Below are 14245 nucleotides of genomic sequence, written 5' to 3'. Positions count from 1 at the left end.
TCTTGTTTCATACGCAAAAGGTAACCGTCATGGACCGATATCCACGCTCTAATGGTTCAATCGTTGAACGTGCCAACAGCGGCATTCAGGCTTATATGGCGCAGGTTTATGGCTGGATGACCTGCGGCCTGCTGTTGACGGCATTCGTTTCCTGGTATGCGGCCAACACGCCCGCGATCCTCAACTTTATCTTCTCCAGCCAGATCACCTTCTTCGGCCTGATTATCGCTCAGTTAGCGCTGGTGTTCGTGATTTCCGGCATGGTCAACCGCCTGAGCGGCGCGGTGGCCACGTCGCTGTTCATGCTGTATTCGGCGCTGACCGGGCTGACGCTTTCGAGCATTTTCATCGCTTACACCTACAGCTCTATCGCCAGCACCTTTGTGGTGACCGCCGGCATGTTTGGCGCGATGAGCCTGTACGGCTACACCACCAAGCGTGATTTGAGCGGTTTCGGCAGCATGTTGTTTATGGCGCTGATCGGCATCGTGCTGGCTTCGCTGGTGAACATCTGGCTGAAAAGCACCGCGTTGATGTGGGCGATTACCTATATCGGGGTGGTGGTGTTCGTTGGCCTGACGGCGTACGACACCCAGAAACTGAAAGCCATGGGCGAGCAGCTGAACGCCGATGACAAAGACAGCTTCCGCAAATACGCCATCGTCGGCGCGCTGACGCTGTATCTTGATTTCATCAACCTGTTCCTGATGTTGTTGCGTATTTTCGGCAACCGTCGCTAAATCCGTCGTCTTTCAAGCCGCGGCGTTGTTGACTGCGCTCGCATACCCCAGTCACTTACCTAAGTAAGCTCCTGGGGATACACGAGCTGGTCGCCTGGCCGCAGCTTGAAATCCATAGGATTTACTGCGAATGAAAAGACTCTGCGATCTCGATTGCAGAGTCTTTTTTATGCCATTTTGCGGCGGAACATGGCGTAGGCGGCGCTGCCGGTGGTGGCGGTGATCACCAGCAGCGGCCACAGGCTGTGCCAGATAATGCCGAAGCTGGCGTCCTTCAAATAGATCTGTTTGGTGATGTCGGTAAAGTGGCGAATCGGGTTAACCCAGGTGAGATCCTGTAGCCACACCGGCATGTTCTCCACCGGCGAGACATAACCGGAAAGCAGGATCGCCGGCATCATAAACACGAACACGCCGATAAACGCCTGCTGCTGCGTGGCGCACAGCGACGAAATCAGCAGACCGAACCCCACCAACGACAGCCCGTAAACCAGCATGGTGCCGTAGAACAGCAGCAGCGAGCCGGCGAACGGGATCTGGTACATAAAGATGCCAATCAGCAGCACGATACTGGCCTGGAAGGTGGCGACAATCAGCGCCGGCACCGCCTTGCCGATAAAAATCTGCCAGGTGGTCAGCGGCGACACCAGCAACTGCTCCAGCGTGCCCTGTTCGCGCTCGCGCGCCACCGACAGCGAGGTCACGATCAGCACGCCGATGGTGGTGATCATGGCGATCAGCGAAGGCACCACGAACCATTTGTAATCCAGATTCGGGTTATACCAGTTACGCACCACCAGCTCGCTGTTGTTGGGTTTGGCACGGTTACCGATCAGCTCGTTCTGATAATCCTGCACAATCTGCTGCACATAGTTGGCGGCAATCTGAGCGCTGTTGGAATTGCGCCCATCGAGCAACAATTGCAGCGGGGCGGTAGTACCGCTGGCGATATCGCGCGAGAACTGCGCCGGGAAGCGGATCAGCAGCAGTGCCCGCTGGTTGTCGAGGGTGGTTTGTATCTCTTGCGGGCTGCGCAGCAACAGTACGTGCGAAAAGGCTTTCGCCTTGGCGAAGCGCTGGGTCAGCTCTACCGAAGCATGGCCGCTGTCTTCGCTGTACACCGCGATGGTGGCGTTGGTCACCTCCAGCGTGGCGGCGAACGGGAACAGCAGCACCTGCAGAATAACCGGTAAAATCAGGATGGCGCGGGTCTGCGGATCGCGCAGCAGCGATTGCATTTCCTTAATGATTAACGTCCAAAGACGGTGAAACATCATCTGGCTCCTTAATCCAGCCGCCGCTGGGTCTTCCAGGCCGTCAGGCCGATAAACACCACCGCCGAGGCGATCAGGAACAGCAGGTTAATCATCAGCACCGTACCGACGTTGCCTGCCAGAAACAGCGTCTGCAACGTGCTGACGAAATAGCGCGCCGGGATGATATAGGTTACGGCGCGCACGATCGCCGGCATGCTGTCGATTTGGAAGATAAAGCCGGACAGCATAATCGAAGGCAGAAAGGCGGCGTTCAGCGCCACCATCGCCGCGTTGAATTGGTTGCGGGTGATGGTGGAAATCAGCAGCCCCATGCCGAGTGTGCTGGCGAGGAACAGGCTGCTGATCACGAACAAAATCAGCAGCGAACCGCGGTAGGGCACGCCGAGCACGAATACCGACACCACCATGCACAGCACCATGGCGATCATGCCGAGGAAGTAGTAGGGCACCAGTTTGGAAAGCAACAGTTCGCTGCGCGTTACCTGGGTGGAGAGCAGGGCCTCCATGGTGCCGCGTTCCCACTCGCGGGCGATCACCAGCGAGGTGAGGATCGCGCCAATCACCGTCATGATAATGGTGATGGCGCCGGGAATGATGTAGTGCCGGCTGATGGCCGCCGGGTTAAACCAGTAACGCATCTGCACGTCAATCAGCGGCTTGTCCTCGCGCCCGCGATCGGTGGCGCGCTGCTGCTGCCAGATTTGCCACACGCCCTGGGTATAGCCCTGGACAAAGTTGGCGGTGTTCGGCTCGCTGCCGTCGGTAATAATCTGGATTGGCGCGCTGTCGTGCGGCCGCGCCATACGTTGGGCAAAGTCATTGGGGATCACCACCAACCCGCGGATCTGCCCGGCCTGCATCAGCTGGATCAACTGTTGGCGGTTGTCGCTGATGCTCGGTTCAATGTAGGGTGAACCGGCGAAAGCGTGGGCCAGATTGCGGGCGTCTTCGCTCTGTTGCTCCATTAAAATGCCCAGCCGCAGCTTGCTGGAATCCAGGTTGATGCCGTAGCCGAAGATAAACAGCAGCATCAATGGGATCACAAAGGCAATCAGCCCGCTGCTGGGATCGCGCAGGATCTGCCGCGTCTCTTTCAGACACAGCGCACGCAGCCGTCGCCAGGAGAAAGCGCTGGCGTCAGTGGAGGTTGTTTTCTCGTGCAGGGGCGTTTTTTTGCTCACGGCTGCTTTCTCGCTCACGGCTACTTTCTCGCTCACGGCTGCTCCTCCCGATCGTAACCCTGCACCAGATCGATAAACGCCTGCTCCATTGAAGGGTTGGGGTTGTCGTCGCAGGCTACCTGCTGTTTGAGATCGTCCGGCGTGCCGGCGGCGATGATCTTGCCGCGATACACCAGCCCGATGCGATCGCAGTATTCCGCCTCGTCCATAAAGTGGGTCGTGACCATCACCGTCACGCCTTTGTCGACCATGCCGTTGATGTGCAACCAGAACTCGCGGCGGGTCAGGGGATCGACGCCCGAGGTCGGTTCGTCGAGAAACAGAATGTCCGGTTCGTGCATCAGCGCGCAGGCCAGGGCCAGCCGTTGCTTGAAGCCGAGCGGCAGCGAATCCGGCGTTTGGCTGAGGATTGGCCCAAAGTTGAAGGCGGTCGACATCTCGTTGATTTTGTCGCGCTGCGCTTTGCCGCTCAGGCCGTAAACACCGGAGAAAAATTTCAGGTTCTGCGCCACCGTCAGGTTGCCGTACAGCGAGAATTTCTGCGCCATATAGCCCAGGTGCTGGCGTGCCTTGCCGGAGCTGGTTTTCAGATCCATATCCAGCACCAGCGCCTTGCCTTCGGTCGGCACCAGCAGCCCGCACATCATTTTGAAGGTGGTGGATTTGCCGGCGCCGTTCGGGCCGAGCAGGCCGAAAATCTCGCCGCGCTGTACCTTGAAGTCCACGTGATCGGTGGCGGCAAAATCGCCGAATTTCTTGGTCAGCCCCTGCGCTTCAATCACCGTTTGCGAGCTTTCACCTTCGACGGTCGGCATGATCTCCGCCAGCGCCGATTTGCTGTTTGGCCCGCCGCCGAGCAGATCGATAAACGCATCCTCGAAGCGCGGATCTGCTTCCGTCATTTCCGCGTCCGGCAGATCCAGCGCCTGCAATACCTGGCGGTGATCTTCGCCCTGCTTGAGGATCAGCCGCAGGTATTTCCCCTGGATCACGCCGTCGGTGACCGAAGGCAGGCAGATCGCCCGTTGCAGCAGGGCGCGGTGGCTGCCGGCGGGCGGCGTGATCAGCACCGTGCGCCCGGCCATGCGCTGAGTCAGATCTTTAGGCGCGCCGCTGAACAGCAATTCCCCTTCATTGAGCAACAGCACTTCGCGGCACTGCTCGGCCTCGTCAAGATAGGAGGTACTCCACAGGATCAGCATGCCGTCGTTGGCCAGCTCATGCACCATGCGCCACAGTTCGCGGCGCGAGATCGGATCGACGCCTACCCCCGGCTCATCCAGCAGCAGCACCTGCGGTTGGCCGACCAGCGTACAGGCCAGCCCGAGTTTTTGCTTCATGCCGCCGGAAAGCTTGCCTGCCAGCCGGGTGGTAAAACGGGTAAGATCGGTGAAGGTCAGCAGCCGCTCGAAGGTTTGTTTGCGCAGATCGCCGGTGACGCCGCGCAGATCGGCATACAGCGTCAGGTTTTCCATGACCGTCAGATCTTCATACAGCCCGAACTTTTGCGGCATGTAGCCGAGGATGGCGTGCAGTTGACGATCTTGCGCGATCGGATCCAACCCGGCGACGCGCAGCAAGCCGCTGCTGGGTTTCAGCAACCCGGCCAGCATGCGCAGCAGGGTGGTTTTACCGGCGCCGTCCGGGCCAACCAGCCCGGTGACCGCGCCACTGGTCAGGCGGGTGGTCAGGCTGGCGACCGCGGGTTTTGCCAACGACGGGAAACGTTTTTCCAACGCTTCCAGTTCAATGACCTGTTCCATCACCGTCCCCTCAAGGTTTGGCAAAACGAACGGTGACCGGCATGCCCTGGCGCAACGCGTCATCGGCGTCGGTGATGATCACCCGCAGTCGGTACACCAAATCGGTGCGCAGGTCCGGGGTTTCGACGCTTTTCGGCGTAAATTCGGCGGTCGGCGACACAAAGCCGATTTTGCCGTGGTAAGGCTTGTTCGGCCGGCCATCGGTATAAATTTCCAGTTCGGCACCCGGCACCGCTTTACCCAGGCTGGATTCGTTCACGTAGGCGCGCACCCACACCGGGCGAGTCAGCGAAAGCGTGAATACCGTGCCGCCGGCGCTGAGCAGGGTGCCGGGCTCGACAGCCCGCGTCAGCACCGTGCCGGCCGAGGGGGAAACCAGAGTGGTGTCATGCAAATTCAGCTGCGCCTGCGCCAGCGCGGCTTCATTTTGCGCCAGATTGGCTTTGGCTTCTTCTATCTCCTGCGGGCGGTTGCCGCTGAGGTATTGCGACAGCTTGTCTTTCGAGGCCTGCAGGTTGGCCTGCGCCTGATTGCGCGAGGTGCGGGCATCTTCCAGCGCATCGGCGGAGGTGGCATTTTTCGCCCATAATCCCTGTTGGCGTTTGAGGAAGCTGTCGGCATAGTTAAAGGCGGAAAGGCGTTGCGCCACTTCCGAACGCACCTGGGCAATCTCTTCGGCGCGGTAACCGGCCATCAGCAGCGCCAGCTTGGCCTTGGCGCTGGCGACGTTGGCCTGCGCTTGTTGCAGCGCGTTGATGTAGGGTGCGTCGTCCAGTTTGCCGAGCAATTGCCCCGGTTGGAGCGGGTCGCCTTCGTCCACGGTCAGCGACGCCAGCCGCCCGTCGACGCGGAAGCCGAGATTCACCGTGCGGATATCGACGTTGCCGTACAGCGTCAGCGGCTGGTCTTGCTGCTGTTGGTAATACCAAAAGCCGTAACCGGCGGCGGCGATCAGCACGATAACCGCCACAATAATGGCACTGCGTTTCTTGTTCATAACACTCCCTGCCTATAAAAATTAAACCCAATGAATTTCACGTTACGGCCAGGCGACAAGTGCGTGAGTCCCCAGGAGCTTACTCAAGTAAGTGACTGGGGGAGTGCACGCAGTCAACAACGCCGTAGCTTGAAATACGCAGGGTTTACGCGCCATAACGCTGGCGCAGCCCATTAACCAGAAGATCTATGTGTTCCGCCAGCACCTCGCTGATTTGCGCCGCTTCGGCCGCACCGATCTGCTGCCAGCCCGCTTGTCGGCGCACGGTTTCCCGCGCGATGCGAAACGACAGCACCTCGCCGATCAGCGCGTGGGTGTGCAGCACGATTTTGGTCGAGTGCTCGTCGATGCCGGTATAGGCCGCCAGCAGGCGGCACAGTTTGCTATGCAGCGGTGCTATCACCTGCTGGTGGATCAGCGGATAAGCATCGGTAGGCGAGAGCTGCTCGCGCGACATGATTTTGCTCAGGTTCAGCGTCTGCGGTTGGGTCATCAGTTCGCTGAACGCCAGCAGCCCGCTTTTCAGGTAGGCGAGATACTGTTCCGGCCGGCGCTCGGCGGCTGGCCGTTGCCAGAAGCGGTCAATCTCCTCGGCCAGCGGGCGGAACGCCTGCTGGATAAAGTCGGCAATCCACTGCGCAACGGCCAGATAGAGGCCTTCTTTGGAATTGAAGTAATAGGTAATGGCGGCGATGTTCTGCCCGGCGCGTTGGGCGATATCGCGGGTGGTTGCGCCCTGAATGCCGTATTCGCCGAACATCTCGATGGCGGCGGCGATCAACTGCTGGCGCGCCTGTTCGCCGCGCGCCCGGCTGGCAATTTGATTACCTGGCATAGACAGTGCTCGCAAAAGTTAATCAATCATATGATTAACTTTATGCCAGATTGAGTGAAATGCAACCAGAACCCCTTTTTTAATTCAGGTTATTTTCAGGATATGCTGAATTTCCGGCATATTGTGCTCTCGGTCAGTAAAATTGCGTTTTCTTGTGCGACTTCTGCTACACTCCCGCGCTGGTGCACTGCAGTTTGTGCCAAATCCCTCGTGGTCATGCTTAATGCCCCGTCTGATCATCCTCCCAGGAAACTGCACCGAACATTGTTTAGGTTAGGGGGGATCTGGAGCTTTTCTCTACTATGTCATTTGAAACTCTCGGCTTAAGTGCTGAAATTCTGCGCGCTGTTGAAGAACAGGGCTATCGCGAACCTACGCCAATTCAGCGCCAGGCTATCCCTGTGGTGTTGGAAGGTCGTGACCTGATGGCCAGCGCACAGACCGGTACCGGTAAAACCGCTGGCTTTACCCTGCCGCTGTTGCAGCTGCTGAGTAAGCATGATCATCCGATCAAAGGCCGTCGCCCGGTACGTGCGCTGATCCTGACGCCAACCCGTGAACTGGCGGCGCAGATCGGCGAAAACGTCGAAGCTTACAGCAAACACCTGCGCCTGCGTTCGCTGGTGGTGTTTGGCGGCGTGAGCATCAACCCGCAGATGATGAAACTGCGCGGCGGCGTCGACATTCTGGTGGCAACACCGGGTCGCCTGCTGGATCTGGAACACCAGAACGCGGTTGATCTGTCCAAAATTGAAATTCTGGTGCTGGACGAAGCTGACCGCATGCTGGATATGGGCTTTATCCATGATATCCGCCGCGTGCTGGCCAAGCTGCCTGCCAAGCGTCAGAACTTGCTGTTCTCGGCCACCTTCTCCGACGACATCAAAGCGTTGGCGAACAAGCTGCTGCACAACCCGGCATCGGTGGAAGTGGCGCGTCGCAACACCGCGTCCGAGCAGATTGAACAAAGCGTGCACTTCGTCGACAAGAAGCGTAAGCGGGAACTGCTGTCGCAGATGATCGGCGAAGGCGACTGGAAGCAAGTATTGGTGTTCAACCGCACCAAGCACGGCGCCAACCACCTGGCCGAGCAGCTGAACAAAGACGGCATCACTGCTGCAGCGATCCACGGCAATAAAAGCCAGGGCGCGCGTACCCGTGCATTGGCCGATTTTAAAGACGGCAAAATTCGCGTGCTGGTGGCAACCGACATCGCGGCGCGCGGTCTGGACATCGACCAGTTGCCGCACGTGGTGAACTACGAGCTGCCTAACGTGCCGGAAGATTACGTGCACCGCATCGGCCGTACCGGCCGTGCAGAGCGTACCGGTGAGGCGATCTCGTTGGTGTGCGTGGATGAACACAAACTGCTGCGCGACATCGAGCGCCTGCTGAAGCGTGAAATCCCGCGTATTGCCCTGCCAGGCTACGAGCCGGACCCAAGCATCAAGGCCGAACCTATCATCAATGGTCGTCAGGGTGGCGGGCGCGGCAACGGCGGCGGTCAACGCTCCGGTAACGGTGGTGGTCAACGCAGCGGTAACGGCGGCGGCCATAGCGGCCAACGTGAAAACCGTGGCGGCGGCAGTGCTCGCCCTCAGGGTGACGGCAAGCCGCGTTCAGGCGCGCCGGCACGCCGTCCGCGCAGCCGCAAACCGGGCGAATAATATCGCGCTGTTGCAAGACGCTATCAGGCCACCTTTATAGGTGGCTTTTTTTATGTCTGGCGGAAGTGAATTTTCGTACTAGGATCGACGGGGTAACTCAATTTATCTGGAGCCGGTGATGAAGCTGAAGTGCGCAATTCTTGATGATTATCAGCAGGTGGCACTCACCATGGCGGACTGGTCGACGCTAGCCGGGCGGGTCGAGGTGTTCGCCATGAGCCAGCATTTTACCGATGAGGCGGAACTGGCGGTGCACCTGCAAGACTGCGACATGCTGGTGATCATGCGCGAACGCACGCCGATCACCGCCACACTGTTGGCCCGTTTGCCGAAGTTGAAGTTGTTGATCACTTCCGGCATGCGTAACGCCTCTATCGATCTGGCCGCCGCCGAACAGCGCGGCATTGTGGTTTGCGGCACCGCCAGCGGTTCGGCCGCGCCGATGGAGCTGACCTGGGCGCTGCTGCTGGGGTTGGCAAAGCACACGGTGGCGGAAAACACCGGGTTGCGTAATAACGGCCCCTGGCAACAGGCGCTTGGCGTCACCCTGCAAGGCAAAACGCTGGGGCTACTGGGGCTGGGCAAGATTGGCAGCCAGATGGCCAAGGTGGCGCAGGCGTTCGGCATGCGGGTGCTGGCCTGGAGCCAAAACCTGACGGCGGAAAGAGCCGGGCAACAGGGCGTTGCGCTGGCCGAGTCGAAACGGGCGCTGTTTGAGCAGAGCGATTTTGTCTCCGTCCATGTGGTGCTGAGCGAACGCAGCCGCGGGCTGGTGGGGCGCGATGAACTGGCCGCGATGAAGCCTTCCGCGTATCTGATCAACACCTCGCGCGCGGCGATTGTCGATCAGGCGGCATTGATAGAAGCCCTGCAACAACAAAGGATCGCCGGTGCCGGGCTGGACGTGTTCGAGGTTGAACCGCTGCCGGCGGACGATATCTTCCGCCGTTTGCCCAACGTGCTGGCGACGCCGCACCTGGGTTACGTGGCCGATGACAACTACCGTATCTACTTCCGCGAGGCGATTGAGGACATCGAGGCGTTTCTCGCCGGGCAGCCCCTGCGCAGGTTAGGCTAGCGCGGTTTGAATCCCAAAATAATTGGAGTTGCATCGCGGCGGCAACTAAGCGCATCCCTGGGAGCGTACAGGTAGTACGTGACCGGGGTAAGTGCAGGAAGCCAACAAAGATGCAGCTTCAAATATGCAGGGTTTATTCCCCCGTGCGCTTGTCTGATACCGGCATTCCCCCGTATCATTGCGCGTCTTTTTTAGCTGGGGTAATCATGCGCGTATTATTGGCTCCGATGGAGGGCGTTCTCGATTCTTTGGTGCGCGAGCTGCTCACCGAAGTGAACGACTACGACCTGTGCATCACCGAATTCCTGCGCGTGGTTGACCAACTGCTGCCGGCCAAATCTTTCTATCGCCTGTGCCCCGAACTGCACCATGCCAGCCGCACCCCGTCCGGCACGCTGGTGCGCATCCAGCTGTTGGGCCAGCACCCGCAGTGGCTGGGGGAAAACGCCGCCCGTGCGGTCGAGCTGGGTTCTTACGGTGTCGATCTCAACTGCGGCTGCCCGTCCAAGCTGGTCAACGGCAGCGGCGGCGGGGCGACCTTGCTGAAAGACCCGGAGCTGATTTACCAGGGCGCGAAAGCGATGCGTGCGGCGGTGCCGGATCATCTGCCGGTGACGGTAAAAGTGCGCCTGGGTTGGGACAGCGACAGCCGCAGTTTTGAAATCGCCGACGCGGTGCAACAGGCGGGCGCCACCGAGCTGGCGGTGCATGGTCGCACCAAAGAGGACGGCTACAAGGCCGAGCGCATTAACTGGGCGGCGATTGGCGAGATCCGCAAGCGGCTGACCATTCCGGTGATCGCCAACGGCGAAATCTGGGATTACCAAAGCGCACAAGACTGCCTGCAAACCACCGGCTGCGACGCGGTGATGCTGGGGCGCGGCGCATTAAACGTGCCGAACCTGAGCCGGGTGGTGAAATACAACGAACCGCGCATGCCCTGGCCGCAGGTGGTGCAGCTGCTGCAAAAGTACGTTCAACTGGAAAAGCAGGGCGACACCGGTCTGTATCACGTGGCGCGCATCAAGCAGTGGCTGGGGTATTTACGCAAAGAGTATGCCGAGGCCACCGACCTGTTCGGCGAAGTGCGCGCTTTGACCAATTCGAAGGACATTGCGCGGGTGATTTGTCGTTCTGAATAATAATAAACCCGCAGGGAGCGGGTTTGATTAAATGCGGTTTTTCAGGCTTCGCTGTCGAGACGGTTTATTTCAATCTCGATATCCTGAATGTTCTTTTCCAGCCCTTCCAGGCAGGCGCCCTGTTTATTCAAGAGTTCGGCGATCGCTTCGGCAAATTCTGCATGTTTATATTCGCCCTGATCGAAGGCCAACCATTGCGCAGACAGCGTTTCGGTATTGGATTGTGCGTAGTGCCGCATTTCTTTTAGCTGAGAAACCACATCACGTAAATTATCAATCTGCGTCTTGCTGTTTTCATTGTCACTCATGCATTTCTCCTTGAGGTACATCGTTGAAATAATCGTGACTGCCAGGTAAAGCCTACCCTATCTAAATAAAAATATCAGTGACACTTACTGTTTTATTCGGTTTTAATGATTTTTATAATCAATAATTCATTTGCAAACAAAAAGATATGCTAATTGTAAAATTATATAAATAATTGGGTTTGTCAGAGGTTTTGTTTGGATTTATTTAATAATTTCAGTTGTCAATGGTGTTTGTCTTATATGTCGAAAAGGTAAATTCAGGGATGTTTAAAATGGCGGTGTGTTCCCTATAAAAGTAAACAGGGGAATATTCCCCTGTCGAGAGAGCGATTATTTCCCCTGCCGGTAGCGCTCTGCCATCAGCTTTCCAAATCAATCCCAAAATAGTGCATCAGCGCTGCACGCCGTTCATCTTCGGAATGCAGCGTCGATTCATGGCGCTGGTGATCTTCGGTGATGATCAGTTTGTTCTCGCTGAGGGTCACCCGGCCATTTTCCGTTGGCCGCGAGCACACCAGCCGCTGGGTAAAATGCGACTGCGGCGAGGTGCTGTGGTAGTGGCACATGCCGTCGAACTCACTCGGCTCACGGGCTCGCAGGGTAAAGCGGTACAGGGTTTTGGCGTGCGAGCGGTTATCGCCGTTTCGGCGTTCCAGATAATAGACCGCGCCTTCCTGTTCTAAATGGAAGGTGCCGCTGGTCTGCGGTTGCTGCTCGGTGGTGGTGATTTTCAGCGGCGTCAGGAACGAGTCGCCAAACCCCACGTCCACCAGATACGGCTGATCCAGCTCCACCTTCAGCGCCATATGGTCGAAGGGCGCGCCGAAACTGCCGTCGCGGGCGCGGATCTCGCCGGAAATAAACTGCACGTTAAAGCCGATGTCCTTCAACAGCGCGGCAAACAGCCGGTTCAGCTCATAGCAAAAGCCGCCGCGGTTGCGCTCGACAATTTTATTGAACAGCGCAGGTTCTTCCAGATGAATGCCCTGACGATAAATAATGCTCAGGTTTTCAAAGGGCACGCTCAGCATATGGCAGCGGTGCAATTGTTGCAGCGTCAGGAGGTCAGCCTGGGGGATGCCTGCGAATCCAATATGTTGCAGGTAGCGTTGTTTATCCACGGTTTGTCTCGCAGCAAAAAAATCGATTATATCTTTCATACTTCAAGCTGCCTCTTTGTTGACTTCCTGCACTTACCCCGGTCACGTACTGTTTGTACGCTCCCGGGGATGCGCTTAGTTGTCGCCGCGATGCAACTCGAATTATTTTGGATATATAAAATAGTTGGATTTTTCACTGCTGTGGGCGCAATACGTGCTGCGTCAAAACGCCGGGGGTTTGCCTGCCGCTTGCAGCAGCAGATTCACCCAGCGGCGGGTGGTGGTGCTAACGAACGCGCTGTCCGCCCAGCACAGGCGATATTGATAGGCGCAGGGCAGCTGCCCGTGATCGCCAAACACCGGCACCAGCTTGCCTGCGGCTAACGCATCCTGCGCCACCGCCAGGCTGCCGAGCACGATACCGTTACCTTCCATCGCTTCCTGCAACGCATGGCCGACGCTGTTAACGGTGAGGATGCCGCGCGGTGCCGCCGCGCCTGCGCCAAAGGCGGCGAACCAGTCTTGCCAGCCGGCGGCGCCCAGCCCTTGCGCGTCCTTCCACGGTGAGTGAATCAAGGGGGCCAGCGGTAAATCGGCGAGGGTGAACGCAGGGTGCGCGGCAAGAAAGGCGGGGCTCGCCAGCGGCGCAAAGGCATCGGCCAACAGCTCGCGGGAATGCGGCGGCGGATTGGCGGTGGGGCTGTAACGGATGGCGATGTCCGCTTCGCCGCTGGCTAAATCGCGCAGGCTTTCGTTGGCGTCCAGCACCAGCGAGACATCAGGATCGGCGTGGCGCAGCGCCGGTAAACGCGCCGCCAGCCAGTGGCTGGCAATGCCCAGCGTGCAGGTCAGTTTCAGCGTTTGCTGCTGCACCGGCCGGGCGCGATCGCTGGCTTTTTGCAGCAGCGTCAGCGCACGGGTGACGTCGGTGGCCAGCCGTTTGCCGGTGTCGTTGAGTGCCACCGCATTGCCCTTGCGGTGAAACAGTTCAACGCCCAGTTCATTCTCCAACTGGCGTATCTGGCGGCTGACCGCCCCCAGCGTGACGTTCAACTGCTCCGCCGCCTCGGTAAAACTGGCGCAGCGCGCCGCCACCTCGAAGGTATGCAAGGCTTTCAGGGAGGGCAGGCGTGGTTGGGCATTCAGCTTGAGTTTCATTCAACCATATTGCCAATCTATCGATGTTCCACAAGCGATTTTTCTCTTACTTTTTGTCAACGAATCGGACGGGAGAATTGGGTGGATATATTCATGGGGTTAGCCGCCGCGCTGTGCTGGGGCAGCACGGATTTTTTGATCGGCATCAACGCGCGGGCGGTGGGGGTGCGCAGGGCGGTATTCTTCTCCCAGGCGATCGGTTTTGTCATTTTAACCGCGTTGTTGCTAACCACAGCTATTCCCGCCTTTGCGGCGTCGGCCAGGGTTTGGGGGCTGGCGCTGCTGGCCGCCGGCCTGACGGTGGGCGCAACGTTGGCGCTGTCCCAGGCTTTCGCCATCGGCAAGGCGGCGCTGGTGGCACCCTTGGTCACCAGCTACGGCGCGGTGACTACGCTGTTATCCTGGCTTGGCGGCGAGCGGCTTGGCGCACTGACGCTGGCCGGGCTGGCGGTATGTCTGTTTGGGGTGATACTCAGCGCGATGGAGCCGGGCCGCCAGTCTGAAAAATCCGGTTCGGCATGGCCCTCCGTCGCCTTCTCGTTGGTGGCTGCGCTCTGTTACGGCGCCGGTTTTTGGTTGCAGGGAAAATACACGCTGCCGGTGCTGGGGCCACGCGTCAGCCTGTGGCTCGGTTACACGGTCGGGTTGGCGGCGGTGTTGATCCTGAACACTGACCGACGGGCGCTGGTTGCACGGCCCACCTGGCGGCAAGGCGGGCTGCTGCTGGCCGCCAGCCTGCTGAGTTTGGGCGGTTTTACCGCCTTTGCCGTGGGCGCAGGGGCGGGCTCGGTGGCCGTCGTCACCGTGCTAAGCACCTTGTCCGGCGGCATCGCCGCGCTGTTGGGCGCGCTTTTGCTGCGTGAGCGGCTTTCCGGCCCGCAGTGGCTGGGGGTATTAACGGTATTGGCGGGCGCTGTAGTGCTGCATTTGCAACCGGCATAACTCATAACCAAACAGACTCTCTTACCCCGGACGATCGCCGTTAAAGTGGGGATATTC

General features: G+C 58.8%; 13 protein-coding genes. 5 read left to right on the top strand and 8 right to left on the bottom strand.

Translation table 11 applies throughout. From position 1 onward, the window contains the following. Positions 1 to 29 precede the first annotated feature (29 nt). A complete protein-coding gene (locus QZQ97_RS11340) occupies positions 30 to 740 on the top strand; it encodes a Bax inhibitor-1/YccA family protein (RefSeq protein WP_033637508.1) in 711 nt (236 codons plus the stop codon). 167 nt (positions 741 to 907) lie between these two features. On the opposite strand, the gene QZQ97_RS11335 is transcribed toward QZQ97_RS11340, so the two are convergent. The 5 genes from QZQ97_RS11335 to cecR form a co-directional block, all read right to left on the bottom strand. Continuing rightward, positions 908 to 2014, bottom strand: coding sequence for an ABC transporter permease (locus QZQ97_RS11335; protein ID WP_311993922.1), 1107 nt, complete (start codon positions 2012 to 2014; stop codon positions 908 to 910). 11 nt (positions 2015 to 2025) lie between these two features. After that, the gene (locus tag QZQ97_RS11330; RefSeq protein WP_442995190.1) at positions 2026 to 3180 is read right to left on the bottom strand and encodes an ABC transporter permease; all 1155 of its coding nucleotides are present in this window, start codon (positions 3178 to 3180) and stop codon (positions 2026 to 2028) included. 50 nt (positions 3181 to 3230) lie between these two features. After that, positions 3231 to 4961 carry an ATP-binding cassette domain-containing protein gene (locus QZQ97_RS11325; RefSeq protein ID WP_311993524.1) on the bottom strand — a complete coding sequence of 577 codons (1731 nt, stop codon included), beginning with the start codon at positions 4959 to 4961 and terminating at the stop codon, positions 3231 to 3233. Between the two features lie 10 nt (positions 4962 to 4971). Beyond that, complete coding sequence (hlyD, locus tag QZQ97_RS11320) at positions 4972 to 5958, bottom strand: secretion protein HlyD (protein WP_311993523.1); 987 nt, start codon at positions 5956 to 5958, stop codon at positions 4972 to 4974. Between the two features lie 145 nt (positions 5959 to 6103). Then, the gene (gene cecR / locus QZQ97_RS11315; RefSeq protein ID WP_311993522.1) at positions 6104 to 6793 is read right to left on the bottom strand and encodes a transcriptional regulator CecR; all 690 of its coding nucleotides are present in this window, start codon (positions 6791 to 6793) and stop codon (positions 6104 to 6106) included. Positions 6794 to 7095: 302 nt separating this feature from the next. Here cecR and rhlE point away from each other — a divergent pair, with 302 nt between their 5' ends. The 3 genes from rhlE to dusC all read left to right on the top strand — a co-directional run bounded on the left by rhlE (position 7096) and on the right by dusC (position 10680). Next, complete coding sequence (rhlE, locus tag QZQ97_RS11310) at positions 7096 to 8460, top strand: ATP-dependent RNA helicase RhlE (RefSeq protein ID WP_006324167.1); 1365 nt, start codon at positions 7096 to 7098, stop codon at positions 8458 to 8460. 118 nt (positions 8461 to 8578) lie between these two features. Beyond that, positions 8579 to 9538 (top strand): D-2-hydroxyacid dehydrogenase family protein, encoded by a 960-nt coding sequence (locus QZQ97_RS11305; RefSeq protein WP_311993521.1) that lies wholly within the window; start codon positions 8579 to 8581, stop codon positions 9536 to 9538. A gap of 206 nt (positions 9539 to 9744) precedes the next feature. Then, entirely contained in the window at positions 9745 to 10680 is a 936-nt protein-coding gene (dusC, locus tag QZQ97_RS11300) for a tRNA dihydrouridine(16) synthase DusC (protein ID WP_311993520.1), read from the top strand. Positions 10681 to 10721: 41 nt separating this feature from the next. Here the strand turns inward: dusC and QZQ97_RS11295 are convergent, their stop codons facing one another. The 3 genes from QZQ97_RS11295 to QZQ97_RS11285 form a co-directional block, all read right to left on the bottom strand. Further along, positions 10722 to 10988, bottom strand: a complete 267-nt coding sequence (locus QZQ97_RS11295) for a hypothetical protein (protein WP_311993519.1) — start codon at positions 10986 to 10988, stop codon at positions 10722 to 10724. A gap of 359 nt (positions 10989 to 11347) precedes the next feature. Next, complete coding sequence (locus tag QZQ97_RS11290; RefSeq protein WP_311993920.1) at positions 11348 to 12109, bottom strand: arylamine N-acetyltransferase family protein; 762 nt, start codon at positions 12107 to 12109, stop codon at positions 11348 to 11350. Positions 12110 to 12310: 201 nt separating this feature from the next. Then, positions 12311 to 13246, bottom strand: coding sequence for a LysR substrate-binding domain-containing protein (locus QZQ97_RS11285; protein ID WP_311993518.1), 936 nt, complete (start codon positions 13244 to 13246; stop codon positions 12311 to 12313). Between the two features lie 93 nt (positions 13247 to 13339). Here QZQ97_RS11285 and QZQ97_RS11280 point away from each other — a divergent pair, with 93 nt between their 5' ends. Then, the gene (locus QZQ97_RS11280) at positions 13340 to 14188 is read left to right on the top strand and encodes a DMT family transporter (protein ID WP_311993919.1); all 849 of its coding nucleotides are present in this window, start codon (positions 13340 to 13342) and stop codon (positions 14186 to 14188) included. Positions 14189 to 14245 lie beyond the last annotated feature (57 nt).

It is taken from the genome of Serratia sp. root2, from assembly GCF_031931805.1.
In the GTDB taxonomy this organism is placed as follows: Bacteria; Pseudomonadota; Gammaproteobacteria; order Enterobacterales; family Enterobacteriaceae; genus Serratia; species Serratia inhibens.
The sequence above is the reverse complement of the archived record's forward strand: the minus strand, read 5'-3'. Positions and strand labels throughout refer to the sequence as shown.